The sequence below is a fragment of the Xanthomonas citri pv. mangiferaeindicae genome (assembly GCA_002240395.1).
Taxonomy (GTDB): domain Bacteria; phylum Pseudomonadota; class Gammaproteobacteria; order Xanthomonadales; family Xanthomonadaceae; genus Luteimonas; species Luteimonas citri_A.
In genome coordinates this window covers 1,946,453-1,970,345 of the sequence record CP016836.1, presented here as the reverse complement: position 1 = coordinate 1,970,345, position 23,893 = coordinate 1,946,453, and the positions used below count along the sequence as shown (strand labels likewise).

At 69.5% G+C, this 23,893-nt stretch carries 19 protein-coding genes and 4 pseudogenes; 22 read left to right on the top strand and 1 reads right to left on the bottom strand.

The annotated features are described in order from the left end of the window. The first annotated feature begins 157 nt into the window (after nucleotides 1–157). From BEN78_08510 to BEN78_08420, 19 genes and pseudogenes are all read left to right on the top strand, one after another. Nucleotides 158–1,201, top strand: coding sequence for a ketol-acid reductoisomerase (locus BEN78_08510; GenBank protein ID ASR45025.1), 1,044 nt, complete (start codon nucleotides 158–160; stop codon nucleotides 1,199–1,201). Next, entirely contained in the window at nucleotides 1,201–2,976 is a 1,776-nt protein-coding gene (locus tag BEN78_08505; GenBank protein ASR43408.1) for an acetolactate synthase 2 catalytic subunit, read from the top strand. Before BEN78_08510 ends, BEN78_08505 begins: the two co-directional genes overlap by 1 nt. Continuing rightward, a complete protein-coding gene (locus BEN78_08500; protein ASR43407.1) occupies nucleotides 2,960–3,196 on the top strand; it encodes a hypothetical protein in 237 nt (78 codons plus the stop codon). Before BEN78_08505 ends, BEN78_08500 begins: the two co-directional genes overlap by 17 nt. A 35-nt stretch (nucleotides 3,197–3,231) precedes the next feature. Beyond that, nucleotides 3,232–4,113, top strand: a complete 882-nt coding sequence (locus BEN78_08495; protein ID ASR45024.1) for a hypothetical protein — start codon at nucleotides 3,232–3,234, stop codon at nucleotides 4,111–4,113. Between the two features lie 2 nt (nucleotides 4,114–4,115). Further along, nucleotides 4,116–5,153: pseudogene (locus BEN78_08490) on the top strand (serine/threonine dehydratase). Nucleotides 5,154–5,269: 116 nt separating this feature from the next. Beyond that, nucleotides 5,270–6,829, top strand: coding sequence for a 2-isopropylmalate synthase (locus tag BEN78_08485; protein ASR43406.1), 1,560 nt, complete (start codon nucleotides 5,270–5,272; stop codon nucleotides 6,827–6,829). Nucleotides 6,830–6,851: 22 nt separating this feature from the next. Next, nucleotides 6,852–8,279, top strand: coding sequence for a 3-isopropylmalate dehydratase large subunit (locus BEN78_08480; protein ID ASR43405.1), 1,428 nt, complete (start codon nucleotides 6,852–6,854; stop codon nucleotides 8,277–8,279). 47 nt (nucleotides 8,280–8,326) lie between these two features. Next, nucleotides 8,327–8,908 carry a 3-isopropylmalate dehydratase small subunit gene (locus tag BEN78_08475; protein ASR43404.1) on the top strand — a complete coding sequence of 194 codons (582 nt, stop codon included), beginning with the start codon at nucleotides 8,327–8,329 and terminating at the stop codon, nucleotides 8,906–8,908. Continuing rightward, on the top strand, nucleotides 8,898–9,977 hold the full coding sequence (locus BEN78_08470; protein ASR43403.1) for a 3-isopropylmalate dehydrogenase: 1,080 nt from the start codon (nucleotides 8,898–8,900) through the stop codon (nucleotides 9,975–9,977). The genes BEN78_08475 and BEN78_08470 overlap by 11 nt, the downstream gene beginning before the upstream one ends. Further along, complete coding sequence (locus tag BEN78_08465) at nucleotides 9,974–11,323, top strand: glutamate dehydrogenase (GenBank protein ID ASR43402.1); 1,350 nt, start codon at nucleotides 9,974–9,976, stop codon at nucleotides 11,321–11,323. Before BEN78_08470 ends, BEN78_08465 begins: the two co-directional genes overlap by 4 nt. Before the next feature lie 43 nt (nucleotides 11,324–11,366). Next, the gene (locus BEN78_08460; GenBank protein ID ASR43401.1) at nucleotides 11,367–13,205 is read left to right on the top strand and encodes a dihydroxy-acid dehydratase; all 1,839 of its coding nucleotides are present in this window, start codon (nucleotides 11,367–11,369) and stop codon (nucleotides 13,203–13,205) included. 88 nt (nucleotides 13,206–13,293) lie between these two features. Beyond that, nucleotides 13,294–13,518, top strand: coding sequence for a transcriptional regulator (locus tag BEN78_08455; protein ID ASR43400.1), 225 nt, complete (start codon nucleotides 13,294–13,296; stop codon nucleotides 13,516–13,518). A gap of 38 nt (nucleotides 13,519–13,556) precedes the next feature. Then, nucleotides 13,557–13,912: pseudogene (locus BEN78_08450) on the top strand (death-on-curing protein). Nucleotides 13,913–14,073: 161 nt separating this feature from the next. Further along, on the top strand, nucleotides 14,074–14,553 hold the full coding sequence (locus BEN78_08445) for a hypothetical protein (protein ASR43399.1): 480 nt from the start codon (nucleotides 14,074–14,076) through the stop codon (nucleotides 14,551–14,553). A 17-nt stretch (nucleotides 14,554–14,570) separates the two neighbouring features. After that, on the top strand, nucleotides 14,571–14,885 hold the full coding sequence (locus tag BEN78_08440) for a carboxymuconolactone decarboxylase (GenBank protein ASR43398.1): 315 nt from the start codon (nucleotides 14,571–14,573) through the stop codon (nucleotides 14,883–14,885). Between the two features lie 219 nt (nucleotides 14,886–15,104). Next, complete coding sequence (locus tag BEN78_08435) at nucleotides 15,105–15,416, top strand: antibiotic biosynthesis monooxygenase (GenBank protein ID ASR43397.1); 312 nt, start codon at nucleotides 15,105–15,107, stop codon at nucleotides 15,414–15,416. 137 nt (nucleotides 15,417–15,553) lie between these two features. Beyond that, nucleotides 15,554–17,659, top strand: coding sequence for a TonB-dependent receptor (locus tag BEN78_08430; GenBank protein ASR45023.1), 2,106 nt, complete (start codon nucleotides 15,554–15,556; stop codon nucleotides 17,657–17,659). A 130-nt stretch (nucleotides 17,660–17,789) separates the two neighbouring features. After that, a pseudogene (locus BEN78_08425) lies at nucleotides 17,790–18,367 on the top strand (hypothetical protein). Between the two features lie 104 nt (nucleotides 18,368–18,471). Continuing rightward, on the top strand, nucleotides 18,472–19,611 hold the full coding sequence (locus tag BEN78_08420; protein ID ASR43396.1) for a hypothetical protein: 1,140 nt from the start codon (nucleotides 18,472–18,474) through the stop codon (nucleotides 19,609–19,611). Nucleotides 19,612–19,617: 6 nt separating this feature from the next. Here BEN78_08420 and BEN78_08415 read toward each other — a convergent pair whose 3' ends face one another. Next, nucleotides 19,618–21,087 (bottom strand): hypothetical protein, encoded by a 1,470-nt coding sequence (locus BEN78_08415; GenBank protein ID ASR43395.1) that lies wholly within the window; start codon nucleotides 21,085–21,087, stop codon nucleotides 19,618–19,620. A 236-nt stretch (nucleotides 21,088–21,323) separates the two neighbouring features. Between BEN78_08415 and BEN78_08410 the strand changes: the two genes are divergently transcribed. From BEN78_08410 to BEN78_08400, 3 genes and pseudogenes are all read left to right on the top strand, one after another. Then, nucleotides 21,324–21,677 (top strand): hypothetical protein, encoded by a 354-nt coding sequence (locus BEN78_08410; protein ID ASR43394.1) that lies wholly within the window; start codon nucleotides 21,324–21,326, stop codon nucleotides 21,675–21,677. A gap of 532 nt (nucleotides 21,678–22,209) precedes the next feature. Next, nucleotides 22,210–23,414, top strand: a pseudogene (locus BEN78_08405) (hypothetical protein). Between the two features lie 48 nt (nucleotides 23,415–23,462). Next, nucleotides 23,463–23,852, top strand: coding sequence for a hypothetical protein (locus tag BEN78_08400; GenBank protein ASR43393.1), 390 nt, complete (start codon nucleotides 23,463–23,465; stop codon nucleotides 23,850–23,852). Nucleotides 23,853–23,893: the final 41 nt, after the last annotated feature.

The following is a 23,893-nucleotide window of genomic DNA, read 5'->3' as shown; positions in this document are numbered from 1 at the left end:
CGTGTCGGACACCTGCACGCACTGGCGCTGCGATGGCGACAACGCATGCGACGGCCGGTTGGAACAGGGCGATGCCCTCGACCTCCGGCCGTCGTCGTATCCGGGCGTCGATCCCGACGCCCGCCTCTTCCTTTTCTTCCAGCGGACACGATCGCCCATGAGCAATGCACACCCCTCCATCGCCATCGTCGGCTACGGCAGCCAAGGCCGCGCGCACGCGCTGAACCTGCGCGACTCGGGCTTCGACGTCGTCGTCGGCCTGCGCCCCGGCGGGCCGACCGAGCACAAGGCCAAGGCCGATGGCTTCATCGTCAAGGCGCCCGCCGACGCGGTGCGCGAGGCCGACCTGGTCGCCGTGCTGACGCCGGACATGGTGCAGAAGCAGCTCTATACCGAAGTGCTGGCGCCGCATATGAAGCAGGGCGCGACCCTGTTGTTCGCGCACGGCCTGAACGTGCATTACGGCATGATCGCCCCGCGCGAGGACCTGGATGTGGTCCTGGTCGCGCCCAAGGGACCCGGTGCGCTGGTGCGCCGCGAATACGAGATCGGCCGCGGCGTGCCGTGCATCTACGCCGTGCACCAGGATCGCAGCGGCCGTGCCCGCGACACCGCGCTGGCCTATGCCGCGGGCCTGGGCGGCGCACGCGCCAACGTGATCGAGACCACGTTCAAGGAAGAGACCGAAACCGATCTGTTCGGCGAGCAGGCGGTGCTGTGCGGCGGTGCGTCGTCGCTGGTGCAGGCCGGCTTCGAGACGCTGGTCGAGGCCGGTTACCAGCCCGAGATCGCGTATTACGAGGTGCTGCACGAGCTCAAGCTGATCGTCGATCTGTTCTACGAGGGCGGCATCACCCGCATGCTCGAGTTCATCTCCGAGACCGCGCAGTATGGCGACTACGTCAGCGGTCCGCGCGTGATCGACGCCGGCGTCAAGGCGCGCATGAAGGAGGTGCTGGCCGACATCCAGGACGGCACGTTCGCCAAGAACTGGGTCGCCGAGTACGAAGCCGGGCTGCCGAACTACAAGCGCTACAAGCAGGCCGATTTCGACCACCCGATCGAGCAGGTCGGCCGCCAGCTGCGCGCAAAGATGACCTGGCTGGGCGAGCAGGCCGACGCCGCGCCCGGCGCCTCTGTGGAAAGTCCGCACATGGATGTGCGGGCTTCTGCGAGGGACTCGCACACGGAAGTCGCGTGATGAATGGCGCCCGCTGGCTGGTGCAGGCGCTGGAGGCCGAAGGGGTCGAGACGATCTTCGGCTATCCGGGCGGCGCGATCATGCCGTTCTACGACGCGCTGCACGGCGCGTCGTTGAAGCACGTGCTGGTCCGCCACGAACAGGGCGCGGCGTTCGCCGCGAACGGGTTCGCGCGGGCCAGCGGGCGCGTCGGCGTCTGTGTGGCGACCTCCGGCCCGGGCGCCTCGAACCTGGTCACCGGTATCGCCGATGCGATGCTCGATTCGGTGCCGATGGTGATCATCACCGGCCAGGTCGCCACGCCGTTGATGGGAACCGACGCGTTCCAGGAACTGGACGTGTTCGGCATGACGCTGCCGATCGTCAAGCACAGCTTCCTGGTGCGCAGTGTCGACGAACTGCCACGGGCGGTCGCCGAAGCGTTCCGGCTCGCCCGCTCCGGGCGTCCCGGCCCGGTGCTGATCGACATGCCCAAGGACGTGCAGATCGGCGACGCCGCCCACCTGGGGGCATACGTGCCCTCGCGCGCCGACACCATGCCGGCCTGCGCCGACCACGCGCTGCACGAGGCGGCGGCATTGCTCGCGCAGGCACAGCGTCCGGTCGTCTACGGCGGCGGCGGCATCGTGCTGGGCGACGCGCTGGAGGCGTTCCGCGAGTTCGCCGACCTGACCGCGATCCCGACCGTGCTGACGCTGCGCGGCCTGGGTGCACTGCCACCCTCGCATCCGGCGAATCTGGGCATGCTCGGCATGCACGGCACGCGCGCGGCGAACCTGGCGGTGCAAGAAGCCGACCTGCTGCTGGTCGTGGGCGCGCGCTTTGACGACCGCGCCACCGGCAAGCTGGCCGAGTTCGCCCCACACGCGCGGATCGTGCACCTGGACGGCGACGGCTGCGAGATCGGCAAGCTGCGCGAAACCGATGTCGCGGTCTGCGGCGACGTCGCCGCCAGCCTGTCGCGGCTGGCCGCGCCTTGCGCCGCCCACAGGCACGGGCGCTTTGCCGCAGCGCGTGCGCAGTGGCGTGCGCTGTGCGCGGAGCGACGCGAACGCTTCGCCGCCCGCTACGACGCACCGGGCGACAAGGTCTACGCCCCCGCGCTGCTCAAGCGCCTGAGCGAACTGGCGCCTGACGCCGTGGTGGCCTGCGACGTCGGCCAGCACCAGATGTGGGTCGCCCAGCACTGGCGCTTCGACCATCCGCGCAAACACCTGACCAGCGGCGCGCTGGGTGCGATGGGCTTCGGCCTGCCGGCCGCGATCGGCGCTCAGCTCGAGGATCCGAGGCGGCGCGTGGTGTGCGTCAGCGGCGACGGCTCGTTCCTGATGAACGTGCAGGAGCTGGCCACGCTCAAGCGCTATCAAGTGCCGGTCAAGATCGTGCTGCTCGACAACCAGGCGCTGGGCATGGTGCGGCAATGGCAGGAGTTGTTCTTCGATCGCCGCTATTCGGAGATCGACCTGTCCGACAACCCCGACTTCGCCCAGGTCGCCCGCGCATTCGGCATCCAGGCGCTGTCGGTCGACCGCAGCGACGACGTCGAGGCGGCGTTGCAGGCGCTGCTCGATGCGCCGGGCCCGACGCTGCTGCATGTCGCCATCGACACCGCCGCCAACGTCTGGCCGCTGGTGCCGCCCAACCACAACAACGCGCAGATGCTCGACCACGCCGATGCCGACATCGAGGCCGATGCCGCAACCGCCGGCGCCCCGCCCTTGACCGACCCCGCCTCCCCCGCTCCCGAGGAATGCCGCCATGCGTTACCAGTTTGAGATGACCCTGCGCCGCGCCGAAGGTGCGCTGGTGCGCGTGCTGGGTACCACCGAGCGTCGCGGCTTCCGACCGCTGACCTTCGAAGGCGCCGCTGGCGAGGACGACGACCGCTGGTCGCTGCGCATGACTGTCGAAGGCGACCGCGCCGCGAGCGCGCTGCAGGGCCAGTTGGCCAAGCTTTACGACTGCCTGTCGGTGGAGGTGCAGCCGTGTCGTTGAACGTCGCCGCCGATGCCGCGGTCGCGGACGCACCGATCGCCGACGCCGCGCGAGCACCCAGCGACCGGGTTTGGTACGACGGCGCGCTGCACGACGTCGATGCGCTACAGGCCGGCCTGACCACGCACGCGATGCATTACGGCAGCGGCGTGTTCGAGGGCATCCGCGCCTATGCCACCGACGACGGCACCGCTGTGTTCCGGCTGCCCGAGCACCTGGCGCGGATGCGCGAGGGGGCAGCGCTGCTGGGCATGGCATTCGATCCGGCGCTCGCGACCGAGGCGGTGCTGGCGACGCTGCGCGCCAACCGCCATCGCGACGCCTACATCCGACCGCTGGCCTGGTTCGGCGAAGGCGGCTTCGGGCTCGATGTCGAGGGCCACACCGAACATCTGATGGTCGCCACCACCGCCACGCGCGTGCACCTGGCCGGTACCCGCGCACGGCTGGGCATCAGCAGTTGGCGGCGCAATCCTGCCGATTCGCTGCCACCGCTCAAACTGTGCGGCGCCTACGTCAACTCGATCCTGGCCAAACGGCAGAGCAAGTCGCGCGGCTTCGACGAGGCGCTGTTCACCGACGCCGACGGCTTCGTCGTCGAATGCACCGGCGCCAACGTGTTCCTGGTCAAGGACGGTCGCCTGACCGCAGTCGCCCACCGCGACGCGTTGCCCGGGATCACCCGCGACACTCTGATCGCGCTGACCGGCGCGCCGTCGCGCGCGGTCACCGTCGCCGAACTGCTGGATGCCGACGAGGTGTTCGCCTGCGGCACCGCCGCCGAGGTCGCGCCGGTGCAGGCGATCGAGGACCGGATCTATGGCGACAATCCGGTCACCCGCGAACTGGCCGATCTGTACGCCCGCGTGGTGCGCGGCCAGGCCGAGGCCGGCCGCGGCTGGCTGACGGCGGTTTGAGCATGCCCGACCCCGATGTACGCCGTACGCCCCGCGCCACCGCCAGCGATGTGCTGGCGGCACAGGCGCGGTTGCGCCGCCATCTCGACGCCACCCCGATCCACTATGCCGAGCGCTTCGGCTGTTGGCTGAAGCTGGAGAATCTTCAGCGCACCGGCTCGTACAAGGTGCGCGGTGCCCTCAACGCGCTGCTGGCCGCACGCGAGCGCGGTGACGACCGCACGGTCATCGCCGCCTCGGCCGGCAACCACGCCCAGGGCATGGCCTGGGCCGCCTACCGGCTCGGCGTTCCGGCGATCACGGTGATGCCGCGCAACGCGCCGCAGACCAAGATCGCCGGCGTCGCGCACTGGGGCGCCACGGTGCGCCTGCACGGCGACACCTACGACGAGGCCAAGGCGTTCGCAGGCGAACTGGCGGCGCAGAACGGCTTCCGGCTGCTGTCGGCCTTCGACGATATCGACGTGATCGCCGGCCAGGGCACCGTCGGTCTGGAGATCGCCGCGGCCCTGGTGCCGGACGTGGTCATCGTGCCGATCGGCGGCGGTGGGCTCGCGGCTGGCGTAGCGCTCGCGCTCAAGAGCCAGGGTGTGCGTATCGTCGGTGCCCAGGTCGAAGGCGTGGACGCGATGGCGCGCGTGCTGCGCGGCGAAGATGGCCCGTTCTCGCCCGTCGCCACGCTGGCCGACGGCGTGCGCGTGGCCGACCCCGGCCAGCTGACCCGGGCATTGTTGGCCGACCTGCTCGACGATGTGGTCATCGTCCGCGAGGCGGAACTGCGCGAGACGCTGGTGCGTCTGGCGTTGGAGGAACACGTGATCGCCGAGGGCGCTGGCGCACTGGCATTGGCCGCCGGCCGCCGCGTCGCCGGGCGCCGCAAGGTCGCGGTGGTCTCGGGCGGCAACCTCGACGCCGGCGTGCTGGCACGTCTGCTGTCGGAGGTCCGCCCACGGCCACCGCGCAAGCCGAGGCGTCGCCAGCGCATCGTCGATGCGACCGCGACCACCGCGGCGCCGCCGGCGCCGGCCGCCACGCCACGGCGGCGCAACGATCTGGGCACCACGGCGCCGGCCGGAGGCGGCGAACCTCGACTTCGACGCGCGATCAAAGCGCCACCCGACCGCACGTCCCACCGTATTGCCGAGGAACTTCCCGCATGACCGCTTCCGACACCATCCGAATTTTCGACACCACCCTGCGCGACGGCGAACAATCGCCGGGCTGCAGCATGTCGCCGCAACAGAAAGTCGTGATGGCCCGCGCACTCGCCGAGCTGGGCGTGGACATCATCGAGACCGGCTTTCCCGCCAGTTCCGAATCCGACCGCGAGGCCGCAAGGCTGATCGCACGCGAAGTCCGCACGCCGACGCTGGCAGTACTCTCGCGCTGCCTGCCCGCCGACATCGAGGCCTCGGCACGCGCACTCGAGGGCACCGCTCGTCCGCGCATCCACGTCTTCATCTCCACCAGCCCGCTGCACCGCGAGCACAAGCTGCGCATGAGCAGGCAACAGGTGCTGGACATGGCCGCCACCAGCGTCGCGCATGCCCGACGGCTGGTCGACGACGTCGAGTTCTCGACCGAGGACGGCACCCGTACCGAGGAGGATTTCCTGGCCGAGGTCATCGCCGCGGCGATCGCCAGCGGCGCCGGCACGATCAATGTCCCCGACACCCTGGGCTATGCGACGCCCGAGGAAAGCCGAGCGCTGTTCCAGAGACTGATCGCCACCGTCCCCGGCGCCCGCGACGTGATCTTCAGCGCGCATTGCCACAACGACCTGGGCCTGGCGGTCGCCAACTCGCTGGCCGCGATCGAGGGCGGCGCGCGCCAGGTCGAATGCACGATCAACGGCATCGGCGAGCGTGCTGGCAATGCCGCGCTGGAAGAGCTGGTGATGGCGCTGAAAGTCCGCAACGCCTTCTACGACATCGACACCGGCATCGACACCCGTCGGCTGGTGCCCACCTCGCAGCTGCTGCGCCGCCTGACCGGCATGAGCGTACAGCGCAACAAGGCGATCGTCGGCGAGAACGCGTTCGCGCACGAGTCGGGCATCCACCAGCACGGCATGCTGCGCCACCGCGGCACCTACGAAATCATGAACCCCTCGGACGTCGGCTGGCCGGATTCCAAACTGGTGCTGGGCCGGCACAGCGGCCGTGCCGCGGTCGGCCACCGGCTGCGCGCGCTGGGTTACACGGTCGACGATGCGCAGCTCGACCAGGTATTCGCCGAATTCAAGGCATTGTGCGAGCGCCAGCGCGTGGTCGAGGACGACGACCTGGAGGCGTTGATGCACGGCGACGTGCACGGCCAGGGCTGGCGCCTGGCATCGATGACGATCAGCGATCGCGGTCAGCGCGCGAGCGCGGTGATCGAACTGTCCGACCCGGACGGCAACAAGGTCAGCGAAAGCGCGCTGGGCGACGGGCCGGTGGACGCCCTGTTCGCGGCGCTGGCGACGGCGACCGGCGTGGATCTGTCACTGGAGAGCTATCAGGTGCACAGTGTCGGCACCGGCCGCGATGCCCGCGGCGAGGCCAGCGTCAGCGTGCGTCACGGCGACGCCATCTTCGATGGCAGCGGCACCAGTCGCGACATCATCGAGGCCAGTGCGCTGGCCTGGCTGGATGTCGCCAACCGCATCCTGCGCGGCCGCGTCGCGACCGCCACTGCAGGGCCCGCTGCAAAGCCCCACGCCGCCCATGCCTGACCGCCACTCTCCAGAGCCCGCAATGACCGCCAGTTCGCCCAAGACCCTGTTCGACAAATTGTGGGATGCGCACGTCGTGATCCCCGAGACCGACGCCGCGCCCGCGGTGCTGTACATCGACCTGCATCTTATCCACGAGGTCACCTCGCCGCAGGCATTCACCGAGCTACGCGCGCGCGGGCTGTCGCCGCGCCGGCCCGACCGCACCAAGGCGACCATGGACCACTCCACGCCGACGCTGCCGGCGGGGCCCGACGGCCGTCTGCCCTACGCCAACGCAGCCGCTGAGAAGCAGGTCGAGACGCTCGCCGCCAACTGCGCGCAGTTCGGCATCGAACTGTTCGACATGGCCTCCGACCAGCGCGGCATCGTCCACGTGATCGCGCCCGAGCAGGGCTTCACGCAGCCCGGCATGACCATCGTCTGCGGCGACAGTCACACCTCGACCCATGGTGCGTTCGGTGCGCTCGCCTTCGGTATCGGCACCAGCGAGGTCGGCAACGTGCTGGCCACGCAATGCCTGCTGCAGCGGCGGCCGAAGACGATGGCGATCACCGTCGAGGGCCAACTCGCCCCCGGCGTCGGCGCCAAGGACGTGACCTTGCATGCGATCGGCGTGATCGGCGTCAACGGCGGCACCGGTCATGTCATCGAGTACCGCGGCTCGACCATCGAGGCGATGGACATGGAACAGCGCATGACCTTGTGCAACATGTCGATCGAGGCCGGCGCGCGCGCCGGCATGGTCGCGCCCGACGACACCACCTTCGACTGGATCGCGCGCACGCCGCGCGGCCCCAAGGGCGCGGACTTCGACGCCGCGGTCGCGTCCTGGCGCACGCTGCGCAGCGACCCGGGCGCGGTGTTCGATGTCGAAGTCCGCATCGACGCCGCCGACATCCGCCCGACGCTGACCTGGGGCACGCACCCGGGCACCGCGATCGGTGTCGACGTCCCGGTGCCCGAGGCCAGCGATGCCGCCGAGCGCAAGGGTCAGGACTACATGCGTGTCGCCGCCGGCCGGCCGCTGGCCGGCATGCCGGTCGACGTGGTGTTTGTCGGTTCGTGCACCAACGGCCGGCTGCGCGACATGCGCGAGGTCGCCCAGGTGCTGCAGGGCCGTCACGTCGCCGCCGGCGTGCGCATGCTCGTGGTGCCCGGCTCGGAGATCGTCAAGCGTGAGGCCGAGGCCGAAGGCATCGACGCGGTCGTGCGCGCGGCCGGCGCCGAATGGCGCGAACCCGGCTGCTCGATGTGCATTGCGATGAACGGCGACCTGGTCGCGCCCGGACAACTGGCGGTGAGCACCAGCAACCGCAATTTCGAAGGCCGCCAGGGGCCTGGCGCGCGCACGCTGCTGGCCTCGCCGACCACCGCCGCCTGGGCGGCCGTGCGCGGCGTCGTCGCCGATCCGCGCGAACTGTTCGACGACTGCCGGGCGGTGGCCTGATGCACGCCTCGCATTCCCCTTCCGTCCCCTTGCCTGAAGAAGCGCCGATGCCCGCCAGTTCCCGGATCGTCTCGGCCAGCGTCGTGCTGGCCCAGACCAACATCGACACCGACCAGATCATTCCCGCGCGCTTTCTGTCCACCACCGAACGCCAAGGCCTGGGCCGGCACGCCTTCAACGACTGGCGCTGGCGCGACGACGGTACGCCCAATCCCGACTTCGCGTTCAACCAACCGCACAACACCGGCCGCGAGATCCTGCTGGCCGGGCGCAACTTCGGCTGCGGCTCCTCGCGCGAGCACGCGCCATGGGCGCTGCGCGACCTGGGCTTGCGCGTGGTCGTGAGCAGCGAAATCGCCGACATCTTTCGCAACAACGCGCTCAAGAACGGTCTGCTGGCGGTGGTGCTGCCCGAGGCGGTCGTCCAGGAGCTGATGTCGCAGCCCGACGACGTGTTGACCGTCGACATCGAGGCCTGCGAGCTGCGTACGCCGGCGGGCGCCGTCCATCGTTTCCCGCTCGACGCGTTCGCGCGCACCTGCCTGCTCGAGGGCGTCGACGAGATGGGCTACCTGCTCGCGCGCAGCGCCGAGATCCGATCCTACGAGGAGCGCCACCATGCACGCTGACATCGTCGTATTGCCGGGCGACGGCATCGGCCCCGAGGTCACCGCCGCCGCGGTCGAAGTCCTGCAGGCGGTCGCGCACCGCTTCGGTCATCACTTCACGCTGCACGAGCATCTGATCGGTGGCGCCGCGATCGACGCCACCGGCCAGCCATTGCCCGATGCCACACTGGCGGCCGCGCGCGATGCCGATGCGGTGCTGCTGGGCGCGGTCGGCGGCCCCAAGTGGTCGGCGCCCGAGGCCCCGGTGCGTCCGGAACAGGGCCTGCTGGCGATCCGCAAGGCACTGGGCCTGTACGCGAACCTGCGCCCTGTACGCCCCCATGCCGCGGCCGCGGGCGCCTCGCCGATCAAGTCGCACCTGCTGGCCGGCGTCGACCTGCTGGTCGTACGCGAACTCACCGGCGGCATCTACTTCGGCGACAAGACCCGCAGCGAGACACAGGCGACCGACCTGTGCCGGTACTCGGTCGAGGAGGTCGAGCGCGTCGTGCGTCGCGCCTGCCTGCTCGCCCGCGGGCGACGCGGCCACGTGACCTCGGTCGACAAGGCCAACGTGCTCGAGACCTCGCGGCTGTGGCGCGAGGTCGCCACCCGCGTCGTGCGCGACGAATTCCCCGACATCACCCTCGAGCACCAGTTGGTCGATTCGATGGCGATGCACCTGCTGGCCAAGCCGCGCGCCTACGACGTGATCGTGACCGAGAACATGTTCGGCGACATCCTGACCGACGAGGCCTCGATGCTTGCCGGCTCGCTCGGCCTGCTGCCGTCGGCGTCGCTGGGCGAGGGCTGCGTCGGCATGTACGAGCCGATCCACGGCTCGGCGCCCGACATCGCCGGCCGCGGCATCGCCAACCCGGTCGGCACGATCCTCAGCGCCGCGCTGCTGCTGCGCTACTCGCTGGGTCTGTCGCAGGAAGCGGCCTGCATCGAGCAGGCAGTGGACGCGGTACTCGATGCCGGCGTGTTCACCGCCGATCTCGCGCCGCACGATGCGGCCCGCTCGACCCGCGAAGCCACCGACGCGATCGTGCAGCAGTTGGCCCTGGCCAGCGAACAGGCAGCATGAGCGGCGGCGACGCCGAGCTCGACGCGTTTCTGCGCACGGTCGCCGCGCGCGATCCGCACCAGCCCGAGTTCCTGCAGGCCGTGCACGAAGTCATGGCCAGCCTGTGGCCGTTCCTGGCGCGCCACCCGCACTACCGCGACCAGGCGCTGCTTGAGCGCCTGGTCGAACCCGAACGCGTGGTGCAGTTCCGCGTGCCCTGGGTCGACGATCGCGGCCGCGTGCAGGTCAACCGCGCCTGGCGCGTGCAGCACAGCGCGGCGATCGGCCCGTTCAAGGGCGGCATGCGCTTCCACCCGTCGGTGAATCTGTCGATCCTGAAGTTCCTGGCGTTCGAGCAGACCTTCAAGAATGCGCTGACCACGTTGCCGATGGGCGGCGGCAAGGGCGGCTCGGACTTCGACCCCAAGGGGCGCAGCGACGGCGAGGTGATGCGCTTCTGCCAGGCGCTGATTGCCGAGCTCCATCGCCACCTGGGCCCGGACACCGACGTGCCGGCCGGCGACATCGGCGTGGGCGCGCGCGAGATCGGCTTCATGGCCGGCTATCTCAAGAAGCTCGCCAACCACGCCGGCTGCGTGTTCACCGGCAAGGGCCTGAGCTATGGCGGCAGCTTGATGCGCCCGGAGGCCACCGGCTACGGCACCGTGTACTTCGTCGAGCAGATGCTGCACCACGCGCGCCGCGACACCGACGGGGCGCGGGTGCTGATCTCGGGCGCCGGCAATGTCGCCCAATACGCCGCGCTCAAGGCCATCGAGCTCGGCGGTCGCGTGCTGACTGTCTCCGACTCGGGCGGCACGCTGTACGCCAAAGCCGGCTTCGACAACGAGGCGGTCGAGACGCTGATGGCGCTGAAGAACCAGCGCCGCGGCCGGCTGGCTGAGCTCGCCGACGACCCGCGGTTCGACTACCTCGAAGGCCAGCGCCCCTGGCATATCCCGGGCGAGATCGCACTGCCCTGCGCTACCCAGAACGAACTCGACGAAGCCGATGCGCGCAGGCTGATCGACAACGGCGTGATCTGCGTGGCCGAAGGCGCGAACATGCCGTGCACACTCGAAGCGATCGATGCCTTCCAGGCCGCCGGCACGCTGTACGCCCCGGGCAAGGCCAGCAACGCGGGCGGTGTCGCGACGTCGGGCCTGGAGATGAGCCAGAACGCGCTGCGTCTGGCCTGGCACCACGCCGAGGTCGACGAGCGCCTGCACGCGATCATGAAAGACATTCACGGTCACTGCGTCCGCCACGGCAAGCGCGCCGACGGCCACGTCGACTACGTCGCCGGCGCCAACATCGCCGGCTTCATCAAGATCGCCGATGCGATGCTCGCCCAAGGCGTTACCTGACCGTCGCCTCCCGCCCCAAGCCCCGCCGACTGCAGCCATCCTCATGCCCGACTACCGCTCCCGCACCTCCACTTCCGGTCGCAACATGGCCGGCGCCCGCGCGCTGTGGCGCGCGACCGGCATGACCGACGGCGACTTCCACAAGCCGATCGTCGCGATCGCCAACTCGTTCACCCAGTTCGTGCCCGGCCACGTGCATCTCAAGGACATGGGCCAGTTGGTCGCGCGCGAGATCGAACGCGTGGGCGGCGTCGCCAAGGAGTTCAACACCATCGCGGTCGACGACGGCATCGCGATGGGCCACGACGGCATGCTCTATTCGCTGCCCAGCCGCGAACTGATCGCCGACGCGGTCGAGTACATGGTCAACGCGCACTGCGCGGATGCGCTGGTGTGCATCTCCAACTGCGACAAGATCACTCCGGGCATGTTGATGGCGGCATTGCGGCTGGACATCCCGGTGGTGTTCGTTTCGGGTGGGCCGATGGAAGCAGGCAAGACCAAGCTCGCCGACCACAAGCTCGACCTGGTCGACGCGATGGTGATGGCCGCCGACCCCGCCGCCAGCGACGAGCAGGTCGCCGCGGTCGAACGCAGCGCCTGCCCGACCTGCGGCTCATGCTCGGGCATGTTCACCGCCAACTCGATGAACTGTCTGACCGAGGCGCTGGGCCTGTCGCTGCCGGGCAACGGCACCCTGCTGGCCACCCACGCCGACCGCGAGCAACTGTTCCTGCAAGCCGCACGCACCGCGGTCGAGTTGTGCCACCGCTGGTACGGCGGCGAGGACCCGACCGCGTTGCCGCGCGGCATCGCCACGTTCGAGGCGTTCGAGAACGCGATGACGCTCGATATCGCGATGGGCGGCTCGACCAACACCATCCTGCATCTGCTCGCGGCCGCCCAGGAGGCCGGTGTCGACTTCACGATGACCGACATCGATCGGCTCTCGCGCCGCGTGCCGCAGCTGTGCAAGGTCGCACCCAACGTGCCCGATTATCACGTCGAGGACGTGCATCGCGCCGGCGGCGTGCCGGCAATCCTGGCAGAACTCGCGCGTGGCGGCCTGCTGCACACCGAGGTCGCCACCGTGCACGCCAGAACGCTCGGCGACGCGCTCGCGGCCTGGGACGTCGCCACCGTGCAGGACGAGAAGGTGCACACGTTCTTCCGCGCCGGCCCGGCCGGCATTCCCACGCAGACCGCCTTCAGCCAGGCCACGCGCTGGCCCACGCTCGACGTCGACCGCGCCCAGGGGTGTATCCGCGACCTCGCGCATGCGTACTCGCAAGAAGGCGGCCTGGCTGTGCTCGCCGGCAACCTGGCCGCCGACGGCTGCGTGGTCAAGACCGCCGGCGTCGACGCTGCGATCCATGTGTTCGAAGGCCCCGCGCGCGTGTACGAAAGCCAGGACGCCGCGGTCGCCGGCATCCTCGGCGACGAGGTGCAGCCCGGCGAGGTCGTGGTGATCCGCTACGAAGGCCCCAAGGGCGGCCCCGGCATGCAGGAGATGCTGTATCCGACCAGTTACCTGAAGTCCAAGGGCCTGGGCAAGCGCTGCGCGCTGCTGACCGATGGTCGTTTCTCCGGCGGCACCTCCGGCCTATCGATCGGCCACGTCTCGCCCGAGGCGGCCGCCGGCGGCACGATCGCCCTGGTCCGCAACGGCGACCGCATCCGCATCGATATTCCCAGCCGTGCAATCGATCTGTGCGTCGCCGCCGAGGAACTCGCGGCACGCCGCACCGCGCAACACGCGCTCGGCTGGAAGCCGGCCCAGCCACGCCCCCGCAAAGTCACCGCCGCCCTCAAGGCCTATGCGCTGCTGGCGACCAGTGCGGACAAGGGCGCGGTGCGCAATCTGGCGCTGCTGGGCGACTGAACGCTGGCGCGCCTGTCTCCGATGGCCGGTTGACCAGGGCCGCCGACGGGAGTGTAATTACGTTCGTAATAACTCTCTGGACATCGCCATGACCATGCTCAAGCTCACCCGCATTGGCAATTCGGTCGGTGTCGTGTTGCCGAAGGACATCCTGTCCCGGCTCAATCTCGAAGCGGGCGATGCGCTCTACCTCAGCGAGTCTCCCGACGGCTATCGCCTCTCGCCCTACGATCCGGAGTTCGAGCGGCAGATGGAGGTCGCGCGCAAGGTGATGAAGCGGCGGCGGGCAGCGCTGCGAGAATTGGCGAAGTGAACGATTGGCTGTGGCTGAGCCGAGCGCTGATCATCGCCATGCACGAGGATCAACTCGCTGAACATGGCGGAGGTGTTGGCCTTCGCGATCCGGGCCTCCTCGACACGGCGCTCGCCAAACCGCAGCAATGCCTCGCCTACGGTACGCCCCTCCCGACTTGGCCGCACTCGCTGCGGCCTATGCGCATGGGATCGCCCGGCTGCATCCCTTCATCGACGGCAACAAGCGCACGTCGCTCGTCGCCGCAGAAACCTTCATCGAGTTACACGGCCACCAGCTGGACGCGAGCGACGCCGATTGCGTACAGATCTGGTTGCAAGTCGCCTCCGGCGACATGGACGATACCGCGCTCGCCGCGTGGATCAGAACACGTCTGCGGCCTGCCGATGCCTGAACTGCTCGTGGGCGGGCTCGCGACAAGCCAAACTCCATAAGGGCTGGCAGGCACATCGCGTGTCCACCTGCGCGTGGCTGTCCTCTTCATGTGCAGGTATTCCAGACGCGTTGACGCAAGGGGCATACTGACCAACAGATTGCCTTCGCACGACGCATCCGATGATCAGGACCTTCGCACCCACCGACATGGAGGCCGTCCTCGACATCTGGCTGCGGGCGTCCATCCGCGCCCACGATTTCGTGCCACCCGGCTTCTGGCAGGACCAGCTCGAGGCCATGCGCACCCAGTACCTCCCGGCCGCCGAGGTCCATGTGTTCGAGCACGCGGCGACCGTCGCCGGCTTCTGCGCACTGGTCGAGGATCGACTGGCCGCGCTGTTCGTCGCACCGGAGCGACAGGGTCAGGGCATCGGCACGGCGTTGTTGCGGCATGCCCAGCAACGCAGATCGAGCCTGGACCTGTCGGTGTACACATCGAATGCGCCCAGCGTCGCGTTCTACCAGTCGCAGGGGTTCTCGATCGTGGGACATACCGTCGATGCCGCCACAGGCCAGGACGAATACACGATGCGATGGATGCATCCCACAGCACCGCGCCAGACCACGCCAGCCGCAGCGCCACTCGATCCCGCTCACTGAGCCCAGAAGGACCCCCGATGCACGTCTCGCCCGCATTCGCTTTGTTCATGGAACAAGCACCCGAGCACGCCAAGGCCTGGCGCCAGGCCGCCGACGCCTTGGGCGCTGCCAGCGCGCTGGATGCCAAGACCGCGGACTTGGCCTATCTCGCAGTGCTGGCCGCCACCGGCAACACCTCGGGCCTGGCGTTCCACGTCCAGTCGGCCAAATCGCACGGCGCCTCGCGGCAGGAAGTCCTGAGCGCCGTGCTGATCGGCCTGCCGGCCGCGGGCGCAGTCGTCATCGGCGCCCTCCCCGCCGCGCTGGAGGCCTACGATGGGCAAGACCAATAAAGACTGGCATGCGCGACACCGCATGCCCGAGCATGCGACGGCCGAGCAGCGCCTCGCTTGGCATCGAGCTCACGCGGCGGCCTGCGGCTGCCGCCCGCCACCCCCCGACATCCAGCGGCAGATCGAGGCACGACCGCATGGTCACGTCGACAGCGCCGCACAGACCAAACCAGACCGTTCGTCCTAGAACGCGCTGCCGCAGCACCCAGGAGCCCATGCATGTACGGTTTGATCGGAAAGATGACGCTGGCGCCCGGCCAGCGCGCGCTGGTGGTGTCGGCGCTGCTGGACGGCACCCGGGCAATGCCCGGTTGCCTGAGCTACATCGTGGCCGAAGACCCGTCCGATGCGGATGCGATCTGGGTGACCGAGGTCTGGGTCAGCCAGGCCGATCACCAAGCCTCGCTCGCGCTGCCGGCGGTCCAGGCGGCCATCGCGAAGGCCCGGCCGTATATCACGGGCTTCGCCGAACGCATCGAGACGACGCCGCTCGGTGGCTACGAACTGTCAGCCGCCGGCAGGTCCGGCTGACCGCACACGGCAGGCACAAGATGACCTCGCGTGCGCAGTGGACCCGCCGCGCGCGTTGACAGGGTTTCACCTGCACGCAAAAATTTCGTGCTTCGGGCCAGCCAGACCGCCACGCCCTCGTCTTGATCGAGGAAGTCATGGTGCGCAGGCGTTGCCGGTTGTTCGTCGCTGTTTCGTTGTCCGTCTGCGCCGCAGCGCATGCCCAGGACCCCACCGCCCGCACGCTCGACAAGGTCGTCGTGACCGCGTCGCGCACCGGCCAGCTCGCCGAGACCGCGCCGCAGACGGTGGTGATCATCGATCGCGAGCAGATCGATCAGCAGTTGCGGTTGAGCAGCAACTCGTCGGACGTGCTGTCCAATCTGCTGCCCGCCTACACCCCCAGCCGCGGCAAGCTGACCGGCAGCGGCGAGACGCTGCGCGGCCGCACGCCGCTGATCCTCGTCGATGGCATCCCGCAGTCCAATCCGCTGCGGCCGACCGGGCGCGAGGCGCACACGATCGACTACGCGATGGTCGAGCGCATCGAGGTGATCCAGGGCGCCAGCGCGATGAACGGTCTGGGCGCGACCGGCGGCACGATTAATCTGATCACCCGGCGCCCTGAGCCGGGCAAGGCGCAACAGCACCTGGCGCTGCAGACCACCGCGGCGACGCATCGGGTCGACGACGAGACGATCGGCGTCCGTGCCGACTACCGGATCAGCGGGATGCAGGGGCAGTGGAGCTACTTGCTGGGCGCCGGTTACGAGGACCAAGGGCTGTGGCTGGACGGCAACGGCACCGCCATCGGTACCGATGTCACCCAGGGCGACCTGATGGCGTCGAAGGCCTTTGATGTCCACGCCAAGCTCGGTTACTGGATCGATGCGAATCAGGAACTGCAGTTCAGTCTCAACCGCTATCGCATCCGCGCCGACGGCGACTACCTCACCGTGCCCGGTGACCGCGCCAGCCGGCGGCCGACGACCTCGCTCCGCGGCACCCCACCGGGTACGCCGGCCTGGAACGATGTCTGGACGACCGGGCTGAGCTACACCCACCACGACCTGGCCGGCATGACGCTGCAGGCGATGGTGTTCAACCAGGAATTCGAGGGCCTGTTCGGCGCCGACCGCTCGTCGAGCTTCCAGGACCCGGAGATCGCGCCGATCGGCACGCTCTACGACCAGTCCCGCTCGCTGGCCTCCAAATGGGGCGCCAAGACCAGCCTGGGGCGCGACGATCTGCTCGACGGCCGGCTGAAGCTGACCACCGGCATCGATGCGCTGTGGGACAGTGGCGAACAGGACCTCTACGCGACCGGCCGGACTTACGTGCCCGAGTCAGAGTTCCGCAGCCTCGCCGCGTTCGTGCAGGCCGACTACCGGCTGTTGCCCACGCTCACGCTGCAGGGCGGCTGGCGGCATGAGGACGCCAAGCTGCGGATCGACAGCTACCGCACGCTGTACCGCTTCAACCGGGTCGACGTGGAAGGCGGCGAGCTGTCGTTCCAGCAGTCGTTGCGCAATGTGGGACTTGTGTATGCGCCGTCCGACCCTTTCAACGTCTACACCAGCTACTCCGAGGGCTTCGGCATGCCGGATGTCGGCCGCGTGCTGCGCGCGATCGACACGCCCGGTACGTCGGTCGCCGACCTGCGTTCGCTCGAACCGATCCTCACCCGCAATGCCGAAGTCGGCGCGCGGCTGCGAACCGGGGCCTGGGACGTGGATGTGAGCGCGTTCCAGTCGCGTTCGGACTTCGGTGCGCGGGTGGTCGCGGTCGATGGCGCTTTCCAGCTGTCGCGCGAGAAGACCGCGATCGAGGGCGTGGATGCGAGCGTGCGCTATCGCATCGACGAGGCCCATCGCGTCGGCCTGTCCTACGCCTGGACTCGCGCCCGCTACGACAGCGACACCGACGGCCGGCTCGATGCGCGGCTCGATGGCTTGAACGTCGCGCCCAACCGGCTGATCGGCACCTGGTCGGCGCAGTGGACGCCGACGCTGTCGTCGTTCATCCAGGGCCAGATCGCCTTCGACCGCAGCTTCGACGACCCGGCCAAGACCTTCGACGGCTACGCGCTGCTCGACGCCGGGCTGGACATCGAACTGGCCCGCGGCAGCGTCAGTCTGGGCATCGCCAACCTGCTCGACCGGCAGTACATCAGCTACTACTCGCAGAGCGCGCTGGTCGAGCCGGCACGCTACTTCGCCGGTCGGGGCCGCACGGTGACGGTCGGCTATCGGCTGGACTTCTGAGGCTCGCGGGCATCGCGCGCGCATCCAATTCCGTGGCGCCGCCTTCGGCGCCGCATTGTCGATGCGATAGTGTGCAGTTCACGCCGACGCGAGGTTCACTGCGATGCCTTGGATTTCCCTGCTTGTCGCCATGACGCTCAGCGTCGACGCCCACACGCCTGCGCCCGTCGATTGCAGCGTGGATCGCGATGCGATGCTGGCGTTGTCGATCGATGCCTTCGACCAGGACATCAACGGCGGATGGCGCCCACTGGGCGATGGGCGTGGCTGTCACCTTGCCGCGGCCGACCTGATCGCCGAGTACCGCCGGATGCATCGACCGGAAGGACCCAATCTGCTCGACTGGCACGAGGCACAGTTGCGGGCGAAGGGCAGCCAGACCACGGAGGCGATCGCGCTCATGCGTCGGTCCACCCGCGGCGACGAAGGCGACCGCAGCGGATGGAACGCCTATGTCGCCGGCAGCATCGCCTTCCTGGAAGGCGATCGGGCTGCGCTGCAGGCCGCGCGCGAGACGCTTTCGGCCGTGCCGCCCCGCCCGGTCTGCAGGCACGCCCCGGCTTCGTGACGGTCCAGGGGCCGGCGGGTACCCCGATCGACATCCCGTGGCCGCCGAACCTCGACGTGCTCGAGGCGTTCGAACGTTGCTTCGGTGAGAGCTACCGGCAGGCCTACGAAAGCCCGCAGTGCCGCCGGCCGACCCCGTAGCAGGCCACATGGCAGGTTCAGCCCGGATCCCGCGCCCGGCACATCGCGGGACCTGGCGCGCGGCCCGGAAGCGTCCGCAACACAATGGCCCGCATAATGCCGGCATGCCGCTCCGTCGCCACCCTGTCCAACGTGCGGTCGCCGCCGTCCTCATCGCCGCCGGCCTGGTCCTGCTCGGCCTGAGTTATGCCCGCTACGGCCTGGTGGCGCAGTCGGGCAGCGTGATGCTCAGCATCCTGCCGCTGTTGTTCGCCGGTCTGCTGCTCGGACGTCGCGGATTGTGGGCGGCGGCCGCCGCCTACCTGGCGATCCTGCTGCTCGGCGCCCGGACGGACGTGCAGCACCTCGCGCCGCATGTGCACGGATGGCGCGAGTTCGCCTCGTACCTGCTGCAGCCGGTGCTGGCCAATGCGATCGTCGCGCTGATTCTCGACCGGTTGATCCTCAAGTCCGACGTCGCGGCCCGGCGCAACCGCGAGTTGACGCTGATCTGCCGGCACCTCGAGCTCGAGATCCGTGACAAGGAAACCTCGCAGGCACAGTTGCTGCAATCCCAGCGTATCGATGCATTGGGCAAGCTCGCCGGCAACGTCGCTCACGACTTCAACAATCTGCTCGGCGTGATACTGGGATTCGCGCAACGCGGGCTCGACCATGCCGGGCTCGACGACGCAACACGGCACTGCCTGCAGCGGATCGAGGCCGCAACGCGGCGCGGCCGGACCTTGACCTCGAAACTGCTGACGTTGGTCCGCAGCGATGTGGCGTTGCGCGAGACGTTCGATGCAAACCGGGCCCTCGACGAACTGCAGCCGATGCTGCAATCGATCGCCGGCCCGCGCGTCGAAACCCGGGCCACACTGTGCGAGGACCCGGCGTGGGTCCACCTGGATCGCGCAGAGTTCGAGGCCGCGGTGCTCAATCTCGCTAAGAATGCAGTCGATGCGATGCCCGGCGGCGGCCGACTGGCGCTTGCAACCGAGGTGGATGGCGCGGCGGTGCGCTTGCGGTTGGAGGACACCGGCCATGGCATGTCCGCACAGACGCAGGCGCGCATCTTCGAGCCCTTCTTCACCACCAAACCGCGCGAGCGCGGTTCGGGCATCGGCCTGGCAATGGTGCATCGGATCGTGACCGAGGCCGGGGGCACGATCGACTGCGACAGCGCCCCGGGGGCGGGCGCTCGGTTCGTCCTGCAGTTCCCGCTCCAGGCCAAGCCGTCAGGCCCTGCTGTCGCGGCGTAGCGGGCGTCACCCGAGCGTGCGCCCATCCTGCAACCGCGCCCGAGCGCGCTCGATCAGCGCATCGTAATCGCCGTCCTCTCCACGTCGTTCGCGTGTGGCCCACAGCAAGCACAGCAGCCCCGCCAGGCTCGCGGCCAGCCAGATCCAGTCGCGGCGGTACCAAGGGATGGGACGCAAGAAGCGCAGCGTCACTGGCTCCGACCACCCGCCGTCGAAGTAGCGCGCCTGCGCCTCGAAGCGCAGTTCGCCCCAAGGCACATCAGGCAACAACACGCTGCGCCCCGCATCCGCCTCGACCCACTCCGCCCCTTCGCCGACGCGATAGCGCATGCGGGTGCGCTCGGGATCGGCCAGGCCGATGACACCGACCACGATCTCCAGGTTGGCGGCATCCACGCCCAGCGTGGGCAGCGCGTACGGGTCGAGCGGGCGCCCGGACAACGTGACCCGATCGACATAGGGCCTGGGCGGGTGGCGCGCGGCGACGTCCAGGCGGCCAGGCTCGACCCAGCCGAAGCCGCGCATCATCGCGAACGCCTTGTTGCCCTGGGCATCGATGTGGCAGGCGGAGAACGTGACCCCGTTGAACTCCACCGGGTCGAGCCCCTCGGCCGCGCCGATCGTGCGCAGACGCGGACCGCGCGCGCCGATCGGACGCTCGAGCAGCACCGACAATCCCGCATTGCCGGCCATCCAGAACCGGCCGCGGCGATCGGTCAGGATGCACGACACCGTATCGTCGGACAGGCCGTCGGCGGTGGTGTAGCGCCGCATCCGACCCTGGTGGATGTGCACCAGCCCGCCGCCGTAGGTGCCGACCCACAAGCCGTCCTCGCCGTCGTGCACGGCGCGCGCGAACGCCGGCAGGCCGTCGGACGCGGTCCACTGCTCGACGACAACATCGTCACGCACCCGGAACACGCCCCGATCGCCCACCACCCAGACGCCGCCGGCGTGTGCATCGGCCAGTCGCGCGACATTGACGTCGGCAACACCCGGAATCGCATGCGCCGCCTGCACCGTGCCATCCGCGTCGATGTCCAGCCGGCGTACGCCCTGCGACGACCCCGCCCACCAGGTGCCGTCGCGCGACCGCCAGATGCCCAGCATCTTGGCGCCCGGCCACTGCCAAGCCATCTCCAGGCGACCGTCGCGCAGACGGCCCAGGCCGCCGGTCGAGCTGCCGATCCACAGCGTGGCCTGCGCAGCGTCGTAGAACAGGCTCGCAGTGCAGGCGTCCTGCATCGCGTCCTCGAGCGGCAGGCGTGTGACCTCGCCCGAGGGCGCTCGGTACCACAGCCCTTCGCAGCCGAAGCCCAGCCACAGACCGCCGCGCCCATCGTCCTCGACCACGCGGCCGGGTGCACGACCGCCGAATCCGGGTGCATGCAGCATCGCCACATCGCGCGGCCGCAGCCGCCACAGACCGTGCGTCGGCGTGCCGACCCAGGTGTTGCCCAGGCCGTCGGGATGCACGACCGCCGCATGCAGTGTCGAGGCCCCGGCACGGGATGCTCCCGACCGGCGTCGTCGAGCATGCGCAGTCCACGGACGTCGTCAGAGAGGAAAACGCGGCCGTCGCCCGCCGTCCCCAGCCGGGTATCGAGCGGCAGCGCGGTGCGCACACGCGTCCACTCGCCCGTCGCCGGACGATGGCGATACAGCATCCGGTCGTGGGTGATCAGCCACAGCAGCCCCGGTGAGGCGGCCAGGTGGCGCACGGTGCGGCCGTCGGGCAGGCGCACGGGTTCCACGCCGTGCGGGCCCAGCCGCCACAGACCGTCGTCGCCACCGGCATAGACGGTGTCCTCGCCCGGCAGATGCGCCGACGCCAGCAGCGCCCGGGCGCCGAGGAAGCGTTCGGCCTGCAACGAACGCATGTCGATCCGGTAGATCCCCTGCGCGCCCTGCGCCCAGAGCGTGCGGTCGTCGATGGGCAGCAGGCGGTCGATCTGGCAGCGTTCCTCGCACACCTGCAGATGCCGGAATCGCCCGCGCTCGAGCAGGCCGATGCCCGCATCCTGCGTACCGATCCACAACCGACCCTGACCGTCCTCGTGCAATGAGAGGATGCGATTGCTCGCCGGGCCCAGACCGTGGTCGCCGCCTTGGACGTGCTCGACCGAGCCGTAGACGCGAAAGTCGCGCCCGTCGAACCGCACCAGCCCACCGAAGGTCCCCAGCCACAGGAACCCGTCGCGGCTCTGCACGATGGCGTTGACGCTGGCCTGCGGCAGCCCTTCGGCATCGCCGTAGTGGCGCAGTGCATTGCCGTAGGTCGGATCGAGTGGACCGGGCAGCGCGAACGCCGGCAGCCCCATGGCAGCCAACGCCCAGGCCAGCCACATGCGCATCCATCGCCGCAGCAGGTGCCGCGGGCGGACGGGTGCGCTGGATGGGCGCGGGGCGGGCGGCGACGATCGCATCGCCAGGACGTGGACAGCAGGCAGGATCAATCCCCCGGAGGATGCTTCGGACGCAGCTGGCCCGTTCGGCGCGCAGAGGGTACCGCATGGCGCACCGCGCGTTCGAAACGCATGTCTAACAATCGACCCCCTACCATCCCGCGAGCCGCCGGGCGCGGCAGGAAGGATGCGAATGCAGGCATTCCGAAACGGCATCGTGCTGTGCGCGCTGGGGCTGGCGCTCGCGGCGTGTACGAAGACCCCGGCACCAGCGCATTCGGAAACGCAGGCGCTACCTGCGCAGGCGGCCGCCGTCGCAGACGACCCCGCGCCCGGGGCCGGACAGCCCGAGGTCGCGGTGCCCGAGATGCCGATCGTGCCGGCCATCGTGGTGCCCCAACTGCTGGGCGTGTCGCCGGCGCAGCGTGTGCTGGAGGGCGCGATGGCCGAAGTTCTCGATCCGGTCGCGGGGGTCTCCGTCGCCCCGCGCGTTGTGATGCCGATGGCGCCCTGCTCGACACTGGGGCCACCACGCACCCGGACGCTCCCGGCGCGCTGGTGCGCAACACCGAGGCTGGCCTGTTCCGCATCGAGGCCGACGGCAGCAGCAGCGCGAACTTCGAAGGCGGCCTGATCACGGTGAACGCCGACGGCAGCGGCACGATCAACGGTGTGGCCGAGCCCGATGGCAGCGAAGCGATCCTTCGCGTCGAGGCCGACGGCTCGGGCAGCTACAACGGCAAGTCGGGCCTGATCCGCCTCGACGGCCAGGGCGGTGGCACCTGGAACGGCGCGCACGGGCTGATCGTCTCCAACGGCGACGGCAGCGGCAGTTGGAACGGCCCGCAGGGATTGGTGCGTGTCGAAGCCGACGGCTCGGGCACGTGGAACGGCCCGCACGGCCTGATCGTCAACCATGGCGACGGCAGCGGCACGATCGGACCGCCCGCGCGCCCGGTCAGGATGCCGCCGATGCCGCCCGTGCCACCGGCCGGACGCTTCCCGCCGCTCCCGGCACTGGTGCCGCCCGGCGCCGCCTGCGGTTATGTCGTAACGCTGGATGACCGGGTGCTGTTCGACTTCGACAAGTCCGACATCCGGCCCGACGCGGCCCACACGCTCGATGTCTTCGCGCGGGCGCTGCGCGGCGTCGCCAGCGCCGAACTGGACATCCGCGGTCATACCGACAGCAAGGGCACGCCGGCCTACAACCAGTCGCTGTCCGAACGCCGCGCCCGCGCCGTGCTCGAGGCGTTGCAGGCGCGAGGCGTCACCCACCGGGTGAGCGCGCACGGCCTCGGCGAATCGCAGCCCGTCGCGCCCAACAGCATCGACGGTCGCGACAATCCCGCCGGCCGCCAGCGCAATCGCCGGGTCGAGGTGTTCGTCCGCGCCTGACTTGACCGCTTGTTCCGTCCACAGGTTCCGTCCCACAAGGAGTCGCGCATGAAACAGGTGTTCCTAGCCACGCTGCTGGCCCTCACGGTATCCGCGCCGATGGCATCGGCCACTGCAGACGATTTCAGCCTCGGCTACGACGTCGACCGCTATCCGGCAACACAATTGAGTATCAAGGCCTGCCTGGCGGCACTCGCCCGCGGTGCCGCCGCAGTCGGCTACACCACCCGCACGCATAGCGATCAGGGCACGCTCGCCACCCACGTGTCAGGACCAGCAGGCGGCGGCCGCGCACTGGTCTCGTACTGCATCAGCGCCGGCGACCACACCGCATTTGTGGTGCAGGCGCTCGATTACAGCGGGCCGGACAGCCGCGGTCCCGACGCCATCAAAGCCCGCGTCGCCGCCGAAGTGCGCAAGGCTGCCGGCGCGCGCTGAGTGCGAACCGCACTGGGACGCGGGCGTCCTGCTTGCGCCCA

Excerpts from the sequence above, each read along its gene's own strand:
- BEN78_08510 (ASR45025.1), top strand. The coding sequence starts at position 158 with ATGAGCAATGCACACCCCTCCATCGCCATCGTCGGCTACGGCAGCCAA.
- BEN78_08505 (ASR43408.1), top strand. The coding sequence starts at position 1,201 with ATGAATGGCGCCCGCTGGCTGGTGCAGGCGCTGGAGGCCGAAGGGGTC.
- BEN78_08500 (ASR43407.1), top strand. The coding sequence starts at position 2,960 with ATGCGTTACCAGTTTGAGATGACCCTGCGCCGCGCCGAAGGTGCGCTG.
- BEN78_08485 (ASR43406.1), top strand. The coding sequence starts at position 5,270 with ATGACCGCTTCCGACACCATCCGAATTTTCGACACCACCCTGCGCGAC.
- BEN78_08480 (ASR43405.1), top strand. The coding sequence starts at position 6,852 with ATGACCGCCAGTTCGCCCAAGACCCTGTTCGACAAATTGTGGGATGCG.
- BEN78_08475 (ASR43404.1), top strand. The coding sequence starts at position 8,327 with ATGCCCGCCAGTTCCCGGATCGTCTCGGCCAGCGTCGTGCTGGCCCAG.
- BEN78_08470 (ASR43403.1), top strand. The coding sequence starts at position 8,898 with ATGCACGCTGACATCGTCGTATTGCCGGGCGACGGCATCGGCCCCGAG.
- BEN78_08465 (ASR43402.1), top strand. The coding sequence starts at position 9,974 with ATGAGCGGCGGCGACGCCGAGCTCGACGCGTTTCTGCGCACGGTCGCC.
- BEN78_08460 (ASR43401.1), top strand. The coding sequence starts at position 11,367 with ATGCCCGACTACCGCTCCCGCACCTCCACTTCCGGTCGCAACATGGCC.
- BEN78_08455 (ASR43400.1), top strand. The coding sequence starts at position 13,294 with ATGACCATGCTCAAGCTCACCCGCATTGGCAATTCGGTCGGTGTCGTG.
- BEN78_08445 (ASR43399.1), top strand. The coding sequence starts at position 14,074 with ATGATCAGGACCTTCGCACCCACCGACATGGAGGCCGTCCTCGACATC.
- BEN78_08440 (ASR43398.1), top strand. The coding sequence starts at position 14,571 with ATGCACGTCTCGCCCGCATTCGCTTTGTTCATGGAACAAGCACCCGAG.
- BEN78_08435 (ASR43397.1), top strand. The coding sequence starts at position 15,105 with ATGTACGGTTTGATCGGAAAGATGACGCTGGCGCCCGGCCAGCGCGCG.
- BEN78_08430 (ASR45023.1), top strand. The coding sequence starts at position 15,554 with ATGGTGCGCAGGCGTTGCCGGTTGTTCGTCGCTGTTTCGTTGTCCGTC.
- BEN78_08420 (ASR43396.1), top strand. The coding sequence starts at position 18,472 with ATGCCGCTCCGTCGCCACCCTGTCCAACGTGCGGTCGCCGCCGTCCTC.
- BEN78_08400 (ASR43393.1), top strand. The coding sequence starts at position 23,463 with ATGAAACAGGTGTTCCTAGCCACGCTGCTGGCCCTCACGGTATCCGCG.